The organism is Rhodococcus ruitaii (genome assembly GCF_055230935.1).
The window spans coordinates 164,403-185,211 of record NZ_JBUYWC010000012.1 but is presented as its reverse complement, the minus strand read 5'-3'; the positions used below and the strand labels follow the sequence as shown (position 1 = coordinate 185,211).

General features: G+C 66.5%; 21 protein-coding genes. 9 read left to right on the top strand and 12 right to left on the bottom strand.

Annotated elements, in window-relative coordinates; translation table 11 throughout:
* Position 1: 1 nt before the first annotated feature.
* From ACZI8W_RS17445 to ACZI8W_RS17435, 3 genes are read left to right on the top strand one after another with little or no spacing between them, the layout of a single operon-like run.
* The gene (locus ACZI8W_RS17445) at positions 2-931 is read left to right on the top strand and encodes an ABC transporter ATP-binding protein (RefSeq protein ID WP_463369754.1); all 930 of its coding nucleotides are present in this window, start codon (positions 2-4) and stop codon (positions 929-931) included.
* A 14-nt stretch (positions 932-945) separates the two neighbouring features.
* Positions 946-1,710 carry an ABC transporter permease gene (locus tag ACZI8W_RS17440; RefSeq protein ID WP_463369781.1) on the top strand — a complete coding sequence of 255 codons (765 nt, stop codon included), beginning with the start codon at positions 946-948 and terminating at the stop codon, positions 1,708-1,710.
* A gap of 25 nt (positions 1,711-1,735) precedes the next feature.
* Positions 1,736-3,226: a M20/M25/M40 family metallo-hydrolase gene (locus ACZI8W_RS17435; protein WP_463369753.1), complete on the top strand. Its 1,491-nt coding sequence runs from the start codon at positions 1,736-1,738 to the stop codon at positions 3,224-3,226.
* Between the two features lie 60 nt (positions 3,227-3,286).
* Here the strand turns inward: ACZI8W_RS17435 and thiD are convergent, their stop codons facing one another.
* Positions 3,287-4,135: a bifunctional hydroxymethylpyrimidine kinase/phosphomethylpyrimidine kinase gene (gene thiD, locus ACZI8W_RS17430; protein ID WP_463369752.1), complete on the bottom strand. Its 849-nt coding sequence runs from the start codon at positions 4,133-4,135 to the stop codon at positions 3,287-3,289.
* Positions 4,136-4,272: 137 nt separating this feature from the next.
* Here thiD and ACZI8W_RS17425 point away from each other — a divergent pair, with 137 nt between their 5' ends.
* Positions 4,273-4,617, top strand: coding sequence for a GNAT family N-acetyltransferase (locus ACZI8W_RS17425; RefSeq protein WP_463369751.1), 345 nt, complete (start codon positions 4,273-4,275; stop codon positions 4,615-4,617).
* 95 nt (positions 4,618-4,712) lie between these two features.
* Positions 4,713-5,429 carry a hypothetical protein gene (locus ACZI8W_RS17420; protein WP_463369750.1) on the top strand — a complete coding sequence of 239 codons (717 nt, stop codon included), beginning with the start codon at positions 4,713-4,715 and terminating at the stop codon, positions 5,427-5,429.
* Here ACZI8W_RS17420 and ACZI8W_RS17415 read toward each other — a convergent pair.
* From ACZI8W_RS17415 to ACZI8W_RS17405, 3 genes are read right to left on the bottom strand one after another with little or no spacing between them, the layout of a single operon-like run.
* Positions 5,396-6,199 carry an exodeoxyribonuclease III gene (locus ACZI8W_RS17415; RefSeq protein ID WP_463369749.1) on the bottom strand — a complete coding sequence of 268 codons (804 nt, stop codon included), beginning with the start codon at positions 6,197-6,199 and terminating at the stop codon, positions 5,396-5,398. The genes ACZI8W_RS17420 and ACZI8W_RS17415 overlap by 34 nt on opposite strands.
* Before the next feature lie 19 nt (positions 6,200-6,218).
* Positions 6,219-7,199, bottom strand: coding sequence for an N-acetylglutamate synthase, CG3035 family (locus ACZI8W_RS17410; RefSeq protein WP_463369748.1), 981 nt, complete (start codon positions 7,197-7,199; stop codon positions 6,219-6,221).
* Positions 7,189-7,785, bottom strand: a complete 597-nt coding sequence (locus ACZI8W_RS17405) for a peptide deformylase (RefSeq protein ID WP_463369747.1) — start codon at positions 7,783-7,785, stop codon at positions 7,189-7,191. The genes ACZI8W_RS17410 and ACZI8W_RS17405 overlap by 11 nt, the downstream gene beginning before the upstream one ends.
* Positions 7,786-7,920: 135 nt before the next feature.
* On the opposite strand from ACZI8W_RS17405, the gene ACZI8W_RS17400 reads away from it, so the two are divergent.
* The 4 genes from ACZI8W_RS17400 (at position 7,921) to ACZI8W_RS17385 (ending at position 10,872) form a co-directional block, all read left to right on the top strand.
* Positions 7,921-8,268 carry a nucleoid-associated protein NapA gene (locus ACZI8W_RS17400; RefSeq protein ID WP_463369746.1) on the top strand — a complete coding sequence of 116 codons (348 nt, stop codon included), beginning with the start codon at positions 7,921-7,923 and terminating at the stop codon, positions 8,266-8,268.
* Positions 8,269-8,299: 31 nt separating this feature from the next.
* Positions 8,300-8,926: a LytR C-terminal domain-containing protein gene (locus tag ACZI8W_RS17395; RefSeq protein WP_463369745.1), complete on the top strand. Its 627-nt coding sequence runs from the start codon at positions 8,300-8,302 to the stop codon at positions 8,924-8,926.
* 98 nt (positions 8,927-9,024) lie between these two features.
* Positions 9,025-9,672 (top strand): superoxide dismutase family protein, encoded by a 648-nt coding sequence (locus ACZI8W_RS17390; protein ID WP_463369744.1) that lies wholly within the window; start codon positions 9,025-9,027, stop codon positions 9,670-9,672.
* A gap of 78 nt (positions 9,673-9,750) precedes the next feature.
* A complete protein-coding gene (locus ACZI8W_RS17385) occupies positions 9,751-10,872 on the top strand; it encodes a glutamate--cysteine ligase (RefSeq protein WP_463369743.1) in 1,122 nt (373 codons plus the stop codon).
* A 26-nt stretch (positions 10,873-10,898) separates the two neighbouring features.
* On the opposite strand, the gene mnhG is transcribed toward ACZI8W_RS17385, so the two are convergent.
* The 8 genes from mnhG to ACZI8W_RS17345 all read right to left on the bottom strand — a co-directional run bounded on the left by mnhG (position 10,899) and on the right by ACZI8W_RS17345 (position 20,797).
* Positions 10,899-11,234 carry a monovalent cation/H(+) antiporter subunit G gene (gene mnhG / locus ACZI8W_RS17380; protein WP_463369742.1) on the bottom strand — a complete coding sequence of 112 codons (336 nt, stop codon included), beginning with the start codon at positions 11,232-11,234 and terminating at the stop codon, positions 10,899-10,901.
* Positions 11,231-11,491 carry a monovalent cation/H+ antiporter complex subunit F gene (locus ACZI8W_RS17375; protein ID WP_463369741.1) on the bottom strand — a complete coding sequence of 87 codons (261 nt, stop codon included), beginning with the start codon at positions 11,489-11,491 and terminating at the stop codon, positions 11,231-11,233. Before ACZI8W_RS17375 ends, mnhG begins: the two co-directional genes overlap by 4 nt.
* Complete coding sequence (locus ACZI8W_RS17370) at positions 11,488-12,036, bottom strand: Na+/H+ antiporter subunit E (RefSeq protein WP_463369780.1); 549 nt, start codon at positions 12,034-12,036, stop codon at positions 11,488-11,490. The genes ACZI8W_RS17375 and ACZI8W_RS17370 overlap by 4 nt, the downstream gene beginning before the upstream one ends.
* Positions 12,036-13,622, bottom strand: coding sequence for a Na+/H+ antiporter subunit D (locus ACZI8W_RS17365; RefSeq protein WP_463369740.1), 1,587 nt, complete (start codon positions 13,620-13,622; stop codon positions 12,036-12,038). Before ACZI8W_RS17365 ends, ACZI8W_RS17370 begins: the two co-directional genes overlap by 1 nt.
* Positions 13,619-14,353 carry a Na(+)/H(+) antiporter subunit C gene (locus ACZI8W_RS17360; RefSeq protein ID WP_463369739.1) on the bottom strand — a complete coding sequence of 245 codons (735 nt, stop codon included), beginning with the start codon at positions 14,351-14,353 and terminating at the stop codon, positions 13,619-13,621. The genes ACZI8W_RS17365 and ACZI8W_RS17360 overlap by 4 nt, the downstream gene beginning before the upstream one ends.
* On the bottom strand, positions 14,350-17,187 hold the full coding sequence (locus ACZI8W_RS17355) for a Na+/H+ antiporter subunit A (protein WP_463369738.1): 2,838 nt from the start codon (positions 17,185-17,187) through the stop codon (positions 14,350-14,352). Before ACZI8W_RS17355 ends, ACZI8W_RS17360 begins: the two co-directional genes overlap by 4 nt.
* Positions 17,188-17,418: 231 nt before the next feature.
* Entirely contained in the window at positions 17,419-18,597 is a 1,179-nt protein-coding gene (locus tag ACZI8W_RS17350) for a hypothetical protein (RefSeq protein ID WP_463369737.1), read from the bottom strand.
* Between the two features lies 1 nt (position 18,598).
* The gene (locus ACZI8W_RS17345; protein ID WP_463369736.1) at positions 18,599-20,797 is read right to left on the bottom strand and encodes an AAA family ATPase; all 2,199 of its coding nucleotides are present in this window, start codon (positions 20,795-20,797) and stop codon (positions 18,599-18,601) included.
* Positions 20,798-20,809: the final 12 nt, after the last annotated feature.

Here is a 20,809-nt window from a genome sequence, read left to right as displayed (position 1 = left end):
CATGATCGAAGTGACCGGACTGACCAAGACCTTCGGTTCAACCACTGCCGTCGACGACGTGACGTTCACCGTCCCACCGGGCATCGTCACCGGGTTCCTCGGCCCCAACGGGGCCGGCAAGTCGACGACGATGCGCATGATCCTGGGGTTGGACCGTCCGACATCGGGCACAGCGCTCATCGAGGGTAAGCAGTATCGGGAACTGACCCGCCCGCTGCAGACCGTCGGTGCGCTCCTCGACGCGAAATGGGTTCATCCGAACCGATCGGCACGCGCGCACTTGCGGTGGCTGGCCGCGTCCAACGGATTACCCGGCTCGCGCGTGGACGAAGTACTGCGTCAGGTGGGGTTGACCGAGGTAGCAGGCAAACGTGCCGGCGGATTCTCGCTCGGAATGTCGCAACGTCTCGGTTTGGCGGGCGCACTGCTCGGCGACCCGAAGGTGCTGTTGTTCGACGAACCTGTCAACGGTCTCGATCCAGAGGGCATCGTATGGATCCGCAGATTCATGCAGGCGCTGGCTGCGGAAGGACGCACGGTGCTCGTGTCGAGTCACCTGTTGTCGGAGATGGCCCAGACTGCCGATCATCTCGTCGTGATCGGTCGAGGCAAGCTCATCGCCGACACCTCGGTCGCGGACTTCGTCGATCGCGCGTCGGACTCCCGCGTGGTGGTCCGCAGCCCGCAGCTCGACGACCTGCGCACTGCGCTCACCGAACGGGGACACACCGTGGTCGACGAAGATGGGGCCTTGCACGTTTCGGGTGCCGGAGCCGCAGAGATCGGCGAACTCGCCGCATCACGCTCGATCGTCCTGCACGAGCTGACGAGCCGCCACGCGTCCCTCGAGGACGCGTTCATGAAACTGACCGGTCGCGATGTGGAGTTCCACGGCACCGGTTTCGACGAAGTGATGAAGGGCAGCTTGTGATGGCATCACCAGCAATGGATACGTTGCGTGCGGAACGCATCAAATTGACATCCGTGCAGTCGCCCTTCTGGTGTCTGGCAGTGATCGTTGCCCTGGGTATCGGTTTCGCCGCGATGATGGGCGCCGTGGCCCGCAGCTCGATGTCGCTCGACGACGATGCCGGCCGGTTCTATCTGACCCCCGACATCGCAGTCACCGGGATCACGGGATTCGGCGTCATGGTCCTGATGATCCTCGCCGCACTGTCGGTGACGAGTGAGTACCGCTTCGGTGTCATCCGGACCACCTTCATCGCCAACCCCAACCGGTCTCTCGTACTGACGGTGAAATCGCTGCTGATCGGTGTGATCGGCGCTGTGATCACCGGGGTAGTGGGCCTGATCGCCGTATACGTCGCGAAGGCGCTCGCGGGTTCCGAGGCCGGACGCGACCTCGTGCTCGAAGGCGACGCGTGGCGCGCGATCTACGGCATCGCGTTCTACGCGTTCCTCTCGGTGTTTCTCGCCGTCGGCGTGGGAACGCTGCTGCGCCAGTCGGCGGGCACGATCGCGCTCCTGCTGCTGTGGCCTCTGCTCATCGAATCGTTGTTCTCGTTGTTCGGCCGGGTCGGTCGTGAAATCCAGCCTTTCTTGCCGTTCATCAACATCAACAATTTCCTCGGCCTGGAGCAGGGCGTCGATTTCCATTGGGGTCCGTGGGGTTCGCTGCTGTACTTCGCGGTGTTCACGGCGATCGTGTTCGGTGTGTCGCTGATGGTGGTCGGCAGGCGCGACGCCTGACCGTGGCGGGCAGTACGCTCGGACAATGATCGACACGGTGTTCGGCCGCCGCGCCGCGGTGCTGTTCGGCCGCGGCGCCGCGGTGCTCCTCGTGACTGCAGCGGTGATCGCAGGTTGTTCGGACGGGGAAGGGACGGATGCCGCATCCGTCGATCCGGCGACGCTCGCCGACAGCGTGCAGATCGACGCCCTGATGGGGCACCTCACCGAACTCGAACGCATCGCGACCGAGCACGACGGCAACCGAGCGGTCGGCACTGCGGGGTACGACGCGAGCGTGGACTACATCGCAGGCGCACTGCGCGACGCCGGATTCGACGTACGCACACCCGAATTCGACGCCACCACGTTCAGCGTCGAAGACCAGGCTCTCGAGGTCGGCGGGCACTCGGTCGAGGTGCGGGCGCTCGGTCTGTCGCCCTCGACCGGACCGGAGGGGCTGACCGCACCTGTCGTTCGGGTGCCCACCGACGACACCCCGGGGTGCGAGGCCACCGACTACGACGGTCTCGACGCGGCGGGAGCGATCGTGGTGGTCGACCGTGGCGTGTGTACCTTCTCCGCGAAGGAGACACTCGCCGCTGATGCGGGTGCTGCGGCGCTGCTCGTCGTGAACACCGAGGACGGTCCTCTCGCCGGTGCCACACTGGACGAGACCGTGGAGCGACGAATTCCCGTCGGCGGGATCGGCCTGGCCGACGGCGAGCGGGTTGCATCGTCGTCGTCGGTGGAGCTCGTCCTCGACACGACGACCGAGACTCAGCGCTCCCGCAACGTCATTGCGCAGACCGCCACGGGCTCGACCGACGATGTGGTGGTCGTCGGTGCACATCTCGACAGCGTGCCCGAAGGGCCGGGGATCAACGACAACGGCAGCGGTGTCGCAGCCGTCCTCGAGACCGCACTGCAACTCGGCAACGAACCCGGGGTCACCAACGCGATCCGGTTCGCCTTCTGGGGTGCCGAGGAGATCGGGCTCGTCGGTTCGAGCGAGTACGTCGCGTCCTTGCCCGAAGAGGAGCGCGATGCGATCGCGCTCTACCTGAACTTCGACATGATCGGCTCCCCGAACTCGGGCTACTTCCTGTTGGACGGCGACGACTCCGACGCCGACGGCGCCGGCCCGGGACCGGAGGGGTCGGCCGGCATCGAGCGCACCCTGTCCGACTTCTTCGCTGAGCGTGGAATCGATGCGGGTGACGCCGATTTCGACGGTCGCTCCGACTACGGCCCGTTCATGGCAGTCGGAATTCCCGCAGGTGGCACGTTCACCGGCGCTGACGGAGAGAAGTCTCCCGACGAGGCCGACAAGTGGGGCGGCACCGCGGACGAGGAGTACGACCCGAACTACCATCGGCCGGAAGACACAGTGGGCAACATCGACCGCGACGCCTTCGCGGTCGCCGCGGCGTCAGTTGCCTACAGCACTGCGATCTACGCCGGCTCGCTCGACGGTCCGGACGGGGTTCCGAGCGGGGCAGCGCGCACCGAGGCGCGCGCTGCGTTCACAGAGTAGTTGTGCTCACGAAGGTAGTTGTGCGCATGAAGTTGTCCCGGGTTCGTGGGGTGACGGTCTTCATGGTTGCTGGTGGAGACGCCACAGCGGGTTGACCGGCCCGTGCCCGTGGCCCAGATCGTACGACCACTCGAGGCACTTGGTCACCCATTCCTTCGCGAATGACACTGCGTCCGGCACCGACCGGCCGTGGGCGAGTGCCGATGCGATGGCCGCGGCGAGCGTGTCGCCGCCACCGTGGTCGTTGCCCGTGGCGAGGCGCGGACTCGGGAATTCGATGAACCGGTCGCCGTCGAACAGCAGATCGGTGCTCGACTCCGACGTACGGAGATGACCCCCTTTGACGATCGACCACAGTGCGCCGAGTCCGTGCAGTGCTTCGGCGGCCTGCCGTGCGGTGCGATCGTCGATCACCTCGATTCCGGTGATGAGCCGGATCTCGTCGAGGTTGGGGGTGACGACGGTTGCCAGCGGGATCAGCGCCGAGCGGACGGCCGCGAGCGCGCTCGCGTGCAACAGGGGATCACCGTGCATCGACGCGCACACGGGGTCCACGACCAGTGGGACATCCGTATCGCGGCCGATACCGACCTCCGAGCACACTGTTGCTACGGCTTCGATGATCTCGGTCGATGCGAGCATCCCCGTCTTGGCTGCGGATACCCCGATGTCGTCGACGACGCACCGCACTTGGGCCGCCACCGTCTCCGGTGGGATCTCGTGGAATCCGTTCACTCCGACCGAGTTCTGCACGGTGACTGCGGCCACCGCGACGCAGGCGTGGACACCGCACATCGCCATCGTGCGTGAGTCGGCCTGGATGCCCGCGCCCCCGCCGGAGTCCGTGCCGGCGATGGTGAGTACACGAATGGGGGTGTGGCCTTGTTCGGCCAGGGGAAGCAGCTGCACGGAGGTGACCCTACCGGTCGTCGTTCGGGCGGCTGCCGGTGTCAGCAGTCTGCCGGTGGGAGTGCCATCCCAGCGCCGTGCACCGGTGTTCTATAGTGGCGTGCGTCACATCACGGATGAGGTTCGGGGAGGCAGTCATGATCAACTTGTCGACGGCGGAGGTGTCCGACAATGCCGATCAGAACCGATTCGAGTTGCGCCTCAACGGTGATCTCGTGGGGATTCTCGGGTACTTCGATTCCGAACACCCAGCAGGCGTCCCGGGTAAGGGGCGTCCCGTCGTCGACTTCCTGCACACCGTGATCGTCGAGGACTTCGGCCATCGTGGCCTTGCAGGCATCCTCGTCGGGGGTTCGCTCGACGTTGCGCGGAGGCGGGGTTGGCGGGTGCGGCCGGTGTGTACGTATGTGCAGCGGTACCTCACGTCGAATCCGGGATATCGCGACGTGATTGTGCCGATCGAGCCTGCGCGGAGGGCTTGAACCGAAAAATGTGAGCAGCGCTCTTGCTTGATTGCTCCAAAGAGTGAACACTGATCTCGAAAGTGGTCGGTGTTCACTATTCGGGAGATCTCGCCATGAATCACGAAAATCCCCAACAGCGGACGGTCGCCGCAACGTTGCTGGTGGTCGCAGGCATCCTGTTCGCACTCTTTCCGCTTGCGCGGCCGTTCGCGCCGGGCGCCGGTGCAGACACCCTCGACCAGTTCGGCTCGATCTGGTGGACGGTCGCACATCTCGCCGGCGCCGCGGCATTCGTCCTGACGACATTCGCCTTCGCGGAACTGCGCATCGCGCCGCTCGCGACCGCGGCGATCGGGGTCGGCAGCGCCCTGACTCTGCTGTACTTCGGCGCCGAGACCTTCGCGCTGCACGAGCTGACCGCTGTCGACGACGAGACCGCGCTCGAGCTTGCCGAACTGATCCGAACCGGAACAGCAGCGATGATCGCGTTCGGTGTGGGCCTGCTGCTCGTCGCCGTCGGGGTGATCGTGGTGCTCGTGTCAGCGGTACGTGCGAGATGGATCCCGGTGCTTCCGGCGGGCATGGTGGCGGCCGGATATCTCCTGTACATCCCGCAGTTCTTCGTGTCGCCGACACTGCGGATCGCGCACGGCGTCCTCATGCTGATCGGCTGTGCGTGGCTGGCGTACGAACTCGTGAGATCGGACCGGTCGGCGAACGTGAACCCGGCCTCCGCCCCGGGCCGTGTCACCGCCCCGAGCTGCGCCGCCGCTCCCGAGCATGGCCGCTCCTCGGACTACTCCGCGAGGTCGACGATCACCGGTGCGTGATCGCTCGCGCCCTTGCCCTTGCGCTCGTCGCGGTCGATCGACGCGGACGTGACCTTCGCCGCGAGTGCCGGTGACCCGAGTACGAAGTCGATGCGCATGCCTTGCTTCTTCGGGAAACGCAGCTGCGTGTAATCCCAGTACGTGTACACGCCGGGCCCGGGCGCGTGCGGGCGCACGACATCGACGAACCCGGACTCGGTGAACGCCGAGAAAGCGTCGCGCTCGGGTTGCGAGGTGTGGGTTCTGCCTTCGAAGAAGGCCGGATCCCACACGTCCTCGTCGGTGGGCGCGACATTCCAGTCGCCGACCAGCGCGACCGGGAGGTCGGGTGCGGTAGAGAGCCAGTTCTGAGCGTCGGCGTGGAGCTTCGCGAGCCAATCGAGTTTGTAGGTGTAATGGGGATCGGTGAGCCCGCGGCCGTTGGGCACGTACAGGCTCCACACCCGGATACCGCCGCAGGTGGCACCGATCGCGCGCGCCTCACGCACAGGCGAGACATCGGGATCCTTCGAGAATCCCGGTTGATCGTCGAAACCGATCTGCACGTCGTCGAGTCCGACGCGCGAGAGGATCGCGACGCCGTTCCACTGGCTCAGTCCGACGTGCGCCACTTGGTAGCCCAGTTCTTCGAACCTGGCATACGGGAACTGCTCGTCCTTGCACTTTGTTTCCTGCAGCGCCAGCACGTCGGTATCGGTCCGTTGCAGCCAATCGACGAGCCGATCGGTACGGGCACGGACCGAGTTCACATTCCAGGTAGCGAGGCGCACGGCACCCACTGTAGGCGACCTATCCGACGTGGTCCGTCATGTACCCGTAGCGGTGGTGATCGACGAAACCCAACCCCGAATACAGCTCGCGGGATGCGGCGTCGCTCGCCTCGATCTGGACATAGGCGTGGGTGGCTCCGAGCTCGCGGCTCCAGCCCAGCAGGGCTCCGCTCAGCAAGGTACCCACACCATGGCGGCGGTGCTCGGGAGCTACCTCGATCGCGTCCAGCCCGACCCAACGTCGACCGTCAGGAGCGTCGGTGATCGCGGCCCGCCCGATCGCGACCGGCGGTGTCCCGGGAGCACCGATGCGTCCGAAACCGAGCGTGCCTGCGACGACAGCGCCGAGAACCGCACGAGCAACATCCGGAAGAGTGCCGCCACGGCACCGCGCGATCCAGTCGGCATCCGGCTCCGGAGCGACCGTCACCGGGCCGAGGCCCGGAGGCAGCGGAACGTTGCCGAGATCGGCTGCCATCACCTGGACCGGTTCGCCGCTGGGGACCCACCTCTGCGGGGCCGGGGCGAGTCGATCGGGGAGCAGTAGCCGCAGCGGCAATCCGCGGTCGGCGAACCATCCGCGCAATCGCGCCCGCACGTCGGGATCATCGGGATCGGCGACGGTGCCACGTGGCCCGAGAGGTGTTGCGGAATTCGCCCGCCCGGTGAAGCCGCCCCCGGCGCGCAGGAACCAGCCATCGATCCAGGTCTGCTCGAGACCGGGCCATCCGGCGGCCGCGGCGTGTTCGAGCGAGCGGATCTCGGCGGTGCGGATCGGGCGAGCGGACAACGCCTTGAGCGCCACGACGGTACTCGGAGCGATCTGAACGAGCTTGTTCTCTGCGGTACGCACGACGACAACCGGTTCCATCGACTCCAGTTCACCGATGACATCGGTCATCGGATGGCTGTAGCCCGCCGGGAGGCGATACCGGACGACGACCCGCGTGCCGAGTGGAATCGCTACGCCTGGTGCACCGGCCTGCCCGTCAGTCGTCATCGTCGTGACCGAACGGGTCGTCGACGCTCCCCGGCAGCCAGGTCAGGCCGGGCACACCCCAGCCTGCGCGCTTGATCGTCTTCTTCGCGGCGCGCGCGTTGCGTCCGATCAGGACGTCGACGTACAGGAAGCCGTCGAGGTGACCGACCTCGTGCTGCAGCATCCGAGCGAAGAACCCGTGTCCCTCGATCTCGACGGGGTCGCCGTTCTCGTCGGTGCCGGTGACCTTCGCCCAGTCGGCCCGCCCGGTGGGAAAATTCTCTCCCGGAACCGACAGGCAACCCTCGAGGTCGTCTTCCGGGTCGGGCATGTTCTCCGGGATCTCGGAAGTCTCGAGCACCGGGTTGATCACGGCTCCGCGGCGGCGGAGCACCTTGCCGCTCTCGTCGCGATCGGGGCAGTCGTAGACGAACAGGCGCTTGGAGAGCCCTATCTGGTTCGCTGCGAGGCCGACGCCGTTCGCGGCGTCCATCGTCTCGTACATGTCGGCGATCAACTGCGCGAGTTCCGCGGCTGTTTCGGTCACCGGTTCGGTGGGATTGTGCAGAACGGGGTCGCCGGTGATGACGATGGGAAGGATGGCCATGGTGAACCAGGATAATGCGCGCGATTCATCCCTTCGTCCGACAGGTATGTGTCGTATCCCCGTGATTGAATGACTCGCGGAAACACACAGGTGTAATTGTCGCCGCGGTGTGATTCGACGCAGTTGAGGAGTGAGATGGACGGCGCAGCAGCGGACGGTACGAACCTATCCGAAGCGGGGGATCCGCATCCGGTCGCCGACAGCAGCCCGAACGATATCGGTGAGCATGGGCTGAGTCGTCGGGAACACGACGTGCTGGCGTTCGAGCGGCAATGGTGGAAGTACGCCGGCGCCAAAGAAGAAGCGATCAAGGAGTTGTTCGGGTTGTCTGCCACCCGTTACTACCAGGTGCTCAACACACTGATCGACCGCCCGGAAGCCCTCGCCGCAGACCCGATGCTCGTCAAGCGACTTCGCCGATTGCGCTCCAGCAGGCAGAAGGCGCGCGCAGCTCGTCGCCTCGGATTCGAGACGACACGCTGACGCGCGACACGCAGCGGCCCGTCGGCCAACTATGGTCGAGGGCGTGAGCAGAACCGCCGAGAACGTGAACCGGGGATCCGCCGGATTGCCGCTACGAGCCATTGCGATGCTGCTGATTTCCCTGGCGATTCTCTTCGCGGGGCTCGGATTCGCATCACTCGGCGGGTCGGACGGGGAGGCGGCATCGACAGCAGCCGTCACCACCGAGACCACCACCGAGACTGCTCCGGCACCCGCGGCCGCTCCGCCGCCCAGCCCGGCGGCCGGAGCTGCCGCCACCCCGTCCGGGGCGTCCCTGGGCGCCGGGGCCACCGACGCCGGGGGAACGGGCGCTGGGGAGTCCCCGGGCGCTGCATCGTCGGTGCTCCCCGGGGCGGCCGTGTCGTCGGCGAGCGTGCGCGTCTACAACAACAGCAACGTCGCTGGGCTCGCCGCGCAGACCGCCACCCTGCTCGAAGACGAGGGTTTCACGATTACCGAAACCGGGAACTACAGCGAAGGTCTCCTGGCACAGACCTCCGTGTACTACGGCACCGGCTCCGGCGAGCAGGCAACTGCGGAGTCGGTGGCCGATGCGCTCGGGGTCACCGCACAGCCGCGTTTCGAAGGGATCGCAGATACGGCACCGGGTGTGATCGTCATCGTCGCGGAACCGTGAAACCGGCCGAGCCGGACGCCATCGCCATCACGGCAGAGCACGCAAACAGGGCCCGGCTATGATCAGGTGACTTTTCGGTACTTCGAAGGAGCGGTTTGATGGCCCCCAGTTCCACTCGTCGCATGACCTGGCGTGCCCTGGCCCCGATCGTCGCGATCGCTGCGGTGGGCCTGAGTGCGTGCTCGAACAGCGAGGAAGCAACCAGCGTGGTCGGCACCACGCCGCCGGTGTGGACGGGGTCTCCTGCGCCGGAAGGCGACTCACACAGCACGGGCGATTCGCACGGTAGCCAGGCCGATTCGTCCGCCGGTGACGGCGCCGCCGCAACGGGCGCGTCGCTCACCGCCGATCTGGAGACGGTCGCGGGTGAGTCTGCCGGCACGGTCACCTTCGTCGAGAGCGGCGGCAACGTCGAGGTGACCATCGAGGTCGATGGTCTCGAACCGGGATACCACGGCGTCCATGTCCACGAGTTCGGCGTCTGCGAGCCCGAGTCCGCACCTCCGGCCGGTGGCGAGCCGGGGGCATTCCTGTCGGCCGGTGGCCACCTGCAGGCTCCCGGCCACACTGCCATCCCGGAGAGCGGCGATCTGCTGTCCGTCGTCGTCCACGAGGACGGCTCCGCGACCGCGACGGTCACCACCGCCGAGTTCACCCTCGACGATCTCGAAGGTGGGCGGGGCACCTCCGTGGTCGTGCATCAGGACAACGCCGGTGACCGTCTCGCCTGCGGCGTCGTGGCCTGAATGCACCATCCGTAATTCCGCTCACAGGGCCCGCCGGACCGGCACTCGGTCAGGCGGGCCCTGTGGTTGGATCGAGTGGTGGTTGTCGAATTTCCGGGTTCTCCGCGTCCGACGCTCGGTGTGGAATGGGAGATCGCGCTGGTCGACAAGACGACCCGCGAACTGTCCAACGCGGCCGCGGTCGTGTTCGATGCAGTCGGGGAACTGCCGGGCGACACACCGCGCCTGACCAAAGAGTTTCTACGCAACACTGTCGAACTGGTCACCGACGTGCACGACACCGTCGCCGAGGCGGTCGACGATCTGACGGAGTCGCTGGATCTGCTGCGTCGCGCCGCTGATCCGCTCGGCGTCGATCTGATGTGCGCGGGCACCCACCCGTTCGCTCAGTGGACCGACCAGGTGGTCACCCAATCACCCGAATACGACGAGATGATCGAACGCACCAGGTGGTGGGGTCGGCAGATGCTCATCTGGGGAGTGCACGTGCACGTCGGGGTGTCGTCGTCGCGCAAGGTCATCCCGATCCTCAACGCCCTGCTCGTCAAATACCCCCACATGTTGGCGCTGTCGGCATCGTCACCCATCTGGGCGGGCCTCGACACGGGGTATGCGAGCAACCGGGCTTTGATGTTCCAGCAGTTGCCCACCGCGGGACTGCCCTACCACTTCGCGGACTGGGAGCAGTACACCCGATTCATCGAAGATCAGCTCAGGTCGGGTGTCATCAGCAAACCCGGCGGGATGCACTGGGACATCCGGCCTGCACCCAGGTGGGGCACGCTGGAGGTTCGGGTCTTCGACGGCATCACCAACGTGGCGGAACTCGCCGCGCTCGTTGCCTTCGTGCACTGCCTCGTCGTCTATTTCGACGAATGCCTCGACCGTGGCGAGGAACTGCCGACACTCCAGCCGTGGCACGTGAAGGAGAACAAATGGCGCGCGGCCCGTTACGGGCTGGACGCCGAAGTGATTCTCGACCCCGCGTGTCACGAGCGTCTGGTCACCGACGATCTGCACGACCTGCTCGAGCAACTCACCCCCACGGCAGTGCGCCTCGGCTGCGCCGACGAACTCGCTGCCGTCGCAGACATTCCCGTTCGGGGTGCGTCGTACCAGCGGCAGCGACGCGTCGCGGAAAGCCACGAGGGGAGTCTGCTGGCGGTCGTCGATTCGCTGGTCGAGGAACTGCGAGGCTGAGTACCTCGTACCGGGCCGGCCTGCGCCTATGCCCGGTACGGGGGAAAGTCCTCGTCCTCGAGCAACCCGTCGCGACCGAGTTGCTCCCGGTAGGCGATGCGGCCCACACGATGCGCGATCACCGGCGCGGTGAGCACCATGAACATGCCCGCCAACGCGAGCATCCACACGTCGAACGACCCCCACAGGTTGAGCATTGCCCCGCCGAGTACGAATATCAGGCCGATGACCTGAGGTTTCGTTGCCGGGTGCATGCGGGAGAGCGTGTCTCGGAAGCGGATGACGCCGATTGCTGCGGTCAGCGAGATGATCGCGCCGATGAGGATGAAGACGTGCCCGACGACGTCGAAGAAATGACTCATTCTTCGTCACGCACCCGGAATCGTGCCACCGAAACCGATCCGATGAACCCGACCAGCGTCAGCGCCACGATGGCCGGCGCGATCGTGGTGTCGCGGGTATACACCATCCAGGTCGCCAGTCCGCAGATGGCAATGGCCAGAAGAGCATCGACTCCGACGAGGCGGTCGAGCGAGTTCGGCCCTGCCAACACCCGGTAGCCGATCAGCACGGCCGACACGAACAGCAGAACGCCCGACACTACGAGCATCATGGTCATACCGCTTCCTCCGTCCCGCTTCTCCACGGGCTGGGCTGCCACTCCGAGTCCCGTTCGAATGTGTCGATGAGCAGACGTTCGATCAACCTGGCCGAGCGATAGAAGGAAGCGACGGCATTGTCGGTACTGACATCCAGCACGTGTACGTACACGATCCGCCGCACCTGGTCGATCTCGAGCACCATCGTGCCGGGGATGTTGTTCATGACGTCGGTCCACAGCGTGAGCACCAGGTCGGACTTGATCGTCAACCGGCAGCGCAGTACCCCGGTGACGGGGGGTGCGGCCGGCCGGATGGCCAGCCACGCGACCGAGATCGTCGACTTGATGGACTCGACGAAGATGTACACACCGAGTCGCAGCGCAGACAGCAGGTGCACCCGCCCTTCCACCGGAACCTTCGGCAGTGGCAGCAGTATCGCGAGGAACCCCGCGACCAGGAACCCGCCGAGAACATTGGCGACACTGAAGGTGCCCCACAGCATCACCCACACGAACGCCATCCAGAGGATCACCGATACGCGTAGAAGGTTGCCGCGTTTGATCATGGTGTCTCTCCCAACACGGCTTCGATGTACACCGAGCGGTCACGCAAATTCTCGGCGGCGCGGTTACTGATGTCGAGAAGGGGCCCGGCGAACACAGTCAGTCCGAGGCCGATCACGACGAGCACGATGGTGGGGATCAACATGCCCGCCGGCATCTTCCCCACGTCCGCACGCTGGTCGAATGCGATGTCGGCTTCGGATTCGTCGATCAGCGCCGACGGCCCGATGTCGGCGAGGTCGCCTTCAGGTGCGTCGGCGCGGGCACGCCAGAACGCCTTGGCCCAGACGCGGGCCACCGCGTACAACGTGAGCAGGCTGGTGATGACGCCGCCCGCGACGAGGGTCCACGCGAGAACGGACCCGTCCTCGGCGCCGGCCTGGAGCAACGCGACCTTCCCGATGAAACCGGAGAACGGGGGGATACCCCCGAGGTTGAGTGCGGGGATGAGGAACAGGACGGCCAGGAGCGGGCTTGTCACTGCCAGGGAACCGAGCCGACGAAGCGACGCGGATCCGGCCTGTCGTTCGATCAGCCCCACGACGAGGAACAGTGTGGTCTGGACCAGAATGTGGTGCGCCACGTAGAAGACGGCGCCACCGAGTCCGGTCTGGTTCGACAATGCGATGCCGAAGACCATGTAACCGATGTGGCTGACGAGGGTGAACGACAGGAGACGTTTGATGTCGTTCTGCGCGATCGCACCGAGGATTCCGACGATCATCGTGAGCAGACCGGCGACGAGCAGGACGTCGTCGAGTTCGCCCTCCGGGAAGATCAGCGTGTGTATACGGATGATCGCGTACACACCGACCTTGGTGAGCAGACCTGCGAAGACCGCCGTGACGGGGGCGGGTGCGGTGGGGTAGGAGTCGGGCAACCACGACGACAGTGGGAAGATCGCAGCCTTGATACCGAAGGCCACCAGCAGCACACCGAAGATCGCGGTGCGAGTGCCGGGTGGTACGTCGTCCATCCGTATCGCCATTTGCGCCAGGTTCAACGTTCCCGTCGCGGCGTAGGCGAACGCCATGCCCATCAGGAAGATCATCGACGACACCATCGAGACCATGACGTACGAGATTCCGGCTCGGACGCGATCGGCGCTCGCCCCGAGCGTCAGCAGCACGAACGACGCGGCGAGAAGCACCTCGAATCCGACGAACATATTGAACAGGTCGCCCGCGAGGAACGCGATGTTCAGGCCCGCCGTCAATGCGAGATAGGTGGGCAGGAAGATCGACACCGGCTGCTGATCGTTGCCGTCGTGGATGCCCTGGCCGACGGCGAACCACATGACTGTCAGCAGCACGATCGCCGCGATGACGAGCATCAGCGCGGCGAGCCGATCGGCCACGAGTGAGATGCCGAACGGTGCTTCCCATCCGCCGACCTGCACGACTTCGATGCCGTCCTGGTCGGCGAAGTACAACAGTGCGACCGCAACCGCGAGTGACGCGACGAGCGCTGAAATGGTGACGAGTCGTTGCGCCCGTGGCCGGCGACCCAGGATCAGGGTCACTGCCGCAGCGAGCAGCGGAATGAGGATCGGCAGCGGGATCAGAACGGAGGTGTCCAAGGTCATCGGTCGCCCTCCTGACCGTCGTCGGTCTTGCCCGTGTCTTCCCCGGCAGTGTCCTCGTGATGGCTGTCCTCGTGGGGGTTGCCTTCCTGGCCGCTACCTTCCTCGGCGGTGTCCTTGCCGTCGTCGATGTGGTCTGTCGGTGTGGACCGTCGATGTCCGCTACCGGGGTTGCGTGGATCGTCGTAGGCGGAGTCGGTGGGGTCGTCGAAGTCGCCGTCGTGGAGATCCTCGTAGACCTCGAGGTCTTCGATGTTGGTGAGCTCGTCGAGGGGGATCGGATTGCCTTCGGCGTCGAACGCGTCGCCGCTCTTGCTCGGTTCGCCGGTGATCGGGTCGTCGGACCGGTCGCGACCGGGTGCCTCGGCGAGCGTCCGCCGCTGGGACACCATGGTGTCCTCGGGGTCGTTCTCGACTTCGTCGCGTGCGCGGATCGAGTACGAGCGGTACGTCAGCGCCAGCACGAATGCGGCGACACCCATGGTGATCACGATGGAGGTGAGAACCATGGCCTGCGCGAGCGGATCGGCCATGCCTTCCTGCGTCACGTTCTCGGATCCGATGACGGGGGCGTCTCCCGCCGGTCCGCTGAGCGTGACGATCATCAAGTTGACGCCGTTGCCGATGAGTAGCAGGCCGAGCAGCATTTTGATGATGCTGCGTTCGAGCAACAGATACACACCGCAGGCGACGAGCACGCCGACGATGACGACCAGAGTGAGATTCGTGGTCATCGGCGCTCACCCACGACCTCGGCGTCGAGCCGGGCCCCGAGGCTCCGGAGCACATCGAGGACCAGTCCGACGACGATCAGATACACACCGAGGTCGAAGAACAGCGCGGTGACGAGTTTGATGTCACCGAGCAACGGCAGAGTCACTTCGAGTACCGCCGACGAGAGCGCGGGTGCGCCGAGGAACAACGAGAACAGTGCGGTGCCCGCGGCGAAGGTCAGGCCCAGTCCGAGGATCTTGCCGGCGTCGATGGGAACCGCCTCTCCGAGTTCGTAGCGTCCACCTGCCAGGTAACGCAGGACGAGGGCGAGTCCGGCGACGAGACCGCCGGCGAAGCCGCCGCCCGGGGCGTTGTGACCGGCGAAGAAGAAGTAGACCGACAGCACCATCATCGTGGGGAACACCAGCCGGGTGGTGACCTCGAGGATGAGCGACCGGTAGCGCGGATCGATCAGATCGCCGCCGCGCAACCAGGTGGTGTCGGAGTTCGTCCCGGCCGCATCGAGCTGCGCGGCGGGTGCGTCGGCGACGCGGGGTGCGGTGCCGAACCGTCGCGTGCGGAATACCAGGCTCGCGACACCCGTTGCGGCGACGAGCAGCACCGAGATCTCCCCGAGAGTGTCCCAGGCACGAATATCGACGAGCAGCACGTTCACGACGTTCTTGCCCGCGCCGAGCTCGTACGCCAACTCGGGTAAGTGCAGCGAGATCGGTTCGGCGGTGCGTGCCGCCACCGCGAACGCTCCGACGACGGTCACCACCGCACCGACCGCGATACCGAGCGCGGCCCGGGGACCACGCTTACCGATCGCGGATGCCGGGTCGGGTTCCGACGGCAACTTTCGCAGAACCAGTACGAACATCACGAGGGTGACGGTCTCGACGAGGAACTGTGTCAGTGCGAGGTCCGGGGCGCCCTGCAGCGCGAACAGGACCCCGAGTCCGTAGCCGGTGACACCGACCATCAGGACGCCTGCCAGCCGGTTGCGCATCATCGTCGCTGCCAGCCCCGCACCGATCATGATCACTGCGAGGGCGAATTGCCACGGTGAGTCCCATGGACGCATCTCCGGTGTGTTGCTCGTCCCGAAGACGAGCAGCAGCACGCTGGGAAGCGCCACGAGGGTGATCATGATCGTGGCCTGGGTCAGGGGCAGCGAACCTCGCTGGATGAAACTCGTCAATCTGATCGACATGGTGTCCATGCCGCGCAGGGTGGCGTCGTAGATGCGGTCGGCGTTGCCGAGTGGGGAGTGCTCGAACCGCAACCGTGCGACGGTACGGTGCGCGAGGTACAGGCCGACACCGCCGACGATGACGATGGCGGTCAGGGCGAGCGGCAGCGTCAAGCCGTGGTACAGCGCCAGGTGGTACGGCTCGGTGAGCGAGGTCGGCAAAGTGTCGGCGTAGGGCGCGACGAGTGTGTCGATCCACGGGGCGGCAAGGCCGGCCGCGAGACCACTGGCCGCCAGCAGCGCGGGGGCCGACATCAGGAGCCAGCCGGGAGCGTGGAGATTCTGCACCGCCGGGCTGGGCCGATTGAGCTGCTTACGGCCGAAGGCTCCCCAGATGAACCGGATGCTGTAGGCGAGGGTGAGGATGGAACCGAGCACCATACCCGCGACGGCGGCGATGCGCGCCCATTCCGGCAGCGCGTCGGTGACCAGCGCGGCTTCGAGCGCGGCTTCCTTGCCGACGAAACCGATGAACGGTGGCAGACCTGCCATACTCGCGGCGGCCATGGTCGCCACCACCGCCAGCAGCGGAGTTCGCAAGCCGAGGTGGGCGAGCTTGCGGATGTCGCGGGTGCCTGTCGAGTGGTCGATGATGCCGACCACCATGAACAGGCACGCCTTGAACATGGCGTGTGCGATCACCATCGTCATACCGGCCAACGCTGCTTCGCGGCTGCCGATACCGACCAGTGCGGTGAGGAACCCCAGTTGGCTGACCGTGCCGAACGCCAGAATCAGTTTCAGATCGAACGCACGGAATGCACGCCACCCGGCGAGGATCATGGACGCGAGCCCCAGGGTGATGACAATGGGTCGCCACGGCGCTGCGTCGGCGAATGCGGGGGCCAGCCGCGCGATCAGGTAGATGCCTGCTTTCACCATCGCGGCGGCGTGCAGATAACCGGAGACCGGCGTGGGGGCGGCCATCGCACCGGGGAGCCAGAAATGAAGCGGCACCACGGCCGACTTCGACAGCGCACCGACGAGTACGAGCACGATGGCCACACCGGGCAGCCAGCCTCCGGGCGCGGCCTCGATCACAGCGGAGAGGTTGTAGCTGCCCACCAGTTGGCCGAGGATGATGATGCCGACAAGCATGGCGAGACCACCGGCCGTGGTCACGAGCAGTGCCTGGGTGGCGGCGCGGCGACTCGACGCACGCTCGGCGTAGTGACCCACCAACAGGAACGACAGGACTGTCGTCAATTCCCAGAAGATGTAGAGCACCAGCATGTTGTCGCTCGTGACCAGGCCGAACATGGCACCCGCGAACGCCACCATCTCGGCTGCGAAAATCCCCAGCCGGGGCTCGTCGTCCTGGAAGTATCGTGCGCAGTAGAGCAGGATCAGTGAGCCGATACCGAGTACCAGCAAGCACATGAGGGCGGAGAGGGAATCGAACCGCATGTCGATGTCCATCGACAGTGCCGAGGCCCATCGAATCTGCAGTGTCTGCTCGGTACCCCAATGGGCAATGACCCAGCCGAGGCTTGCCAGTGGCACGAGCGCCAATGGCAGAAATGCGTTTCTCCCCATGACTCTGACCAGCGGCGGTGCCAGGATCGCGGCGACCGCGTGAGCGATGAGTATGGCGAGCAAAAGGCACTCCGTCGGGATCGGGCCAGGCGGCGGGGTGAAAACGGTCCTGTACTTATGACTGCGTCGGCGGTTACCGTTGCAGAATTGTCAATGCGTTCGACACCAGAGCCGAAACGCGGGACGCCCCGACATGCGCGCCGATCGCCGTCAATGGGCAAATCGGAATGCACCCATACTAACGAGAAGCTTCGCACCGTTGCGAATCGGGGGTTGCGCACGCAACAACGTGACTCAGCGCACCTGCCACGCGCACGCAGTTCCCGTTGCCGCGAGCGCGAGTGTCGTCCACAGGGTGTCTGCCGGCAGCAACCACACTGCTCCGATCACGGCGGTCAGCGGCACCGGAAGCGACAGACCCAGCGCGGCGACGGACCCCGAACCGGGCAGGGACGACGCGAGCGCCAACGCTGTTCCCGCCGCGATGAGTGCCAGACGAACGGGCAGCGGAACGCTGTCGGCGAACTGGGGCCACAGCACCGCTGCTGTGGAGATCGCCAGTGCTACCGCGAGCCCGGCGGCCGCGTACGGTACGTACCGGGAACAGACCACACCGAATGCGACGGCGGCGACCACGAGCAGGGGCAACCACCATTGTCCGCTGCCGAACAACTCGAGCATCACCGGGTACACCGCGGCCACCACTCCGGTGACCGCCAGAACGAAACGGTCGTCGCCGGGCGGCACGACCCGGGCGACGACCTCGGCGCCGATCACCATCACCGCGAGCGCGCCCGCCGCGGCGAACCACATCCGTGCTCCACCGGACCCGGCCTCGGAGGTCACCAGCTCGCCGAGTAGCCGGTACCCGACGGTCAGCACACCCGCCGCGAGCGCTGTGACCAGGAGTAGCCGAGGGTCGAACCCCTGCGCGCGGACTCCGGGCGTGGCCGTCAGTGCCGCGGCGACGAGCACAACCAGCGCGATCGCAAGCAGCCACTGGGTGACCGTCCACTGCACCGCACCGATCGGCATCTGCACACCGACTGTGGCGGCGGTGAGGAACGCGGAAAACGCACCCGTGAGTAGTGCCCACGGTCCGTTCGGCTCTGCCCACGCTCCGGCGACTGCCGCTCCCAGCAGTACTCCGGTCGTCCCGGAGGTGACCAGCCCGACGGTGAGGAGGGTGTCGGCCGAGGCCCCTGCCGGTACCAGGTACCGGAGGGAGCCGAGCACGAGGACAGCGCCGGCGCCCAACGCCCACACCGTCCGCGGCGAACCCGACCGTTGCAGACCCGCAACCGACACGACGGCCAGGATCGCCGTGATCATCGGCGAGAAGTCGCTGCGGATGCCCGTCGGGAGTGCCGTCTCACCGACCATCAGGACGAACACCGAGACGGCAGATGCGCATGCCGCCGCGGCGAGCGCAACCGGTGCACCGGCCCGGATGAACGTCGTGGTCGGCGACATCTCAGCGTCCGTCCGCGTACGCCCGCAGATGCTGGACCTGGACCGGATCGAGCGACGGCCTGACGGTTTCTCGGGCAGAGGTGACATCCGCGGACGTCACCGCGGCTGCGTCGACCCGCCGCCGCATCGCCGCCAACGCGGCCTCGCGCAGCACCGCCGCGCAGTCGGCTGCCGAGTAGCCGTCGAGTTCCTCGGCGAGCAAGTCGAGGTCGACGTCGTCGTCCAACGGCACCGACCGGCCTGCGGTCCTCAGGATCGCGGCGCGTGCTTCGGCGTCCGGCGGCGGCACGAACACCAGACGCTCGAGTCGTCCGGGGCGCAGCAGCGCGGGATCGATCAGGTCGGGGCGGTTGGTGGCCCCGACCACCACGACATCGCGCAGCGGCTCGACACCGTCGAGTTCGGTCAGCAATGAGGCCACGACCCGATCCGACACCCCGGAGTCCGCACTCTGTCCGCGTCGCGGTGCGAGGGCATCGATCTCGTCGAGGAACACGAGCGAGGGCGCGGAATCCCGGGCGCGTTGGAACAGTTCACGCACCGCCTTCTCCGACGCCCCGACCCACTTGTCCATCAGTTCGGCACCCTTGACGGCGTGCACGCTCAACCGGCCCGTGCTCGCCAGGGCACGCACGAGAAACGTCTTACCGCAGCCGGGCGGTCCGTACAGCAGCACCCCGCGAGGCGGATCGACACCCAATCGCGCGAACGAGTCGGGATGCTGCAGTGGCCACAGCACGGCTTCGGTCAGCGCCTGCTTCGTCTCGGCCATGTCGCCCACATCGTCGAGACTCACGCTGCCGATCGCCAGTTCCTCGGACCCGGAGCGGGACAGCGGCCGGATCACCTCGAGGGCGCCGACCAGGTCGTCCTGCGTCAGCTTCGGTTCGTCGGTGTCGCGGCTCGCGCGGGACGCCGCCCGCAATGCGGCCTCCCGGCACAGCGCAGCCAGGTCGGCAACGACGAATCCGGGGGTGCGTGCGGCGATCGCATCGAGATCGAGTCCGGTGGACGGCACCGCCCGCAGCAGTACCTCGAGCTGCGCGCGGCGGGTGCTGCCGTCCGGCAGCGGCAGCGACAGTTCCCGGTCGCAGATCTCGGGTGTCCGCATCCGTGGATCGACGCTGTCGGACGTGGCGGACGTCGCGACCAGTGCAACACCGTCGGTCTCGACCGCGCGTCGGAGTTGCTCGAGGATCAGCGTCGCCACCGGCTCCGCATCCTCGGGCAGGACGGTGTCCACATCGGTGACGAGTAGGACACCACCACTGCGTACAGCGTCGACAGCCGCGGTGACCCGTGCCAGCCGATCCTGCGCGGCCAGCGCACCGATGCTCGGGCCGTCGACATCGACGACACGGCGGTTTGCAAGCACTGCCCGCGCAAAGGTGGTCTTACCGACCCCCGCCGGTCCGGTGACCATCACACCGAGGTGGGGAGACGCGCCGAGAGTGCGCAGCAGTTCCGGCTCGTCGAGGGCGAGGTCGAGCCATTCGGTGAGCTTGCCGACCTGCGCCTGCAGTCCGACGAGATCTTCGACCGGCGGCGCCGATGGCCGCTGGGCCTCGATCTCGGGAGGGCGCGCAGAGACCGGCGCAGTGACCGAGGGCGCGACAGCGGGAGGTCGAGTGCCGGTGCCGCCCCCGGTGTACCAGGTGACCGCGGTGTTCGGCTGGATGCTGACCGGCCCCGACGGATCGACAGCCGAGACGGTGAGCAGTTCCGTCGTCCACGCGATACCGAAGGTCCGCGACAGTGCGCGGGTGGTGTCGGCGCTGCTGGTGCCGGGGCCGAGGTCGCGCGGCAGCAGCGACACCGCGTCGCCGACGGAGACGACCTTGCCGAGCAGCGCCTGACGCAAGGTGGCGTCGGGGATCGACGAGCTGGCGAGGGACGAACCGGAGACTGTCACTGCTCGTGCCCCGTGCACGGTCACAGGCGCGACGATCACGGTGGCGTTCTCGCGCAGTCCGGTGTTGGAGAGGGTGACGTCGTCGAGGAGGATCGTCCCCGTGGGAGTGCCGGCCGGTGGGTGCCCGGCAACGGCCGCGGTGCGCCGCGCCCCGGTGAGCGCGATCGCATCCCATTCGCGGAGCCCGAGAGCGGTGAGCACTTCCGGGTGGAGACGGACGACCCCGCGGCGGGCATCTGCCGCGGAAGTATTGAGCCGGACGGTCAGCGCAAGTTGTGGGGTGGTCACCCGCACGAGCCT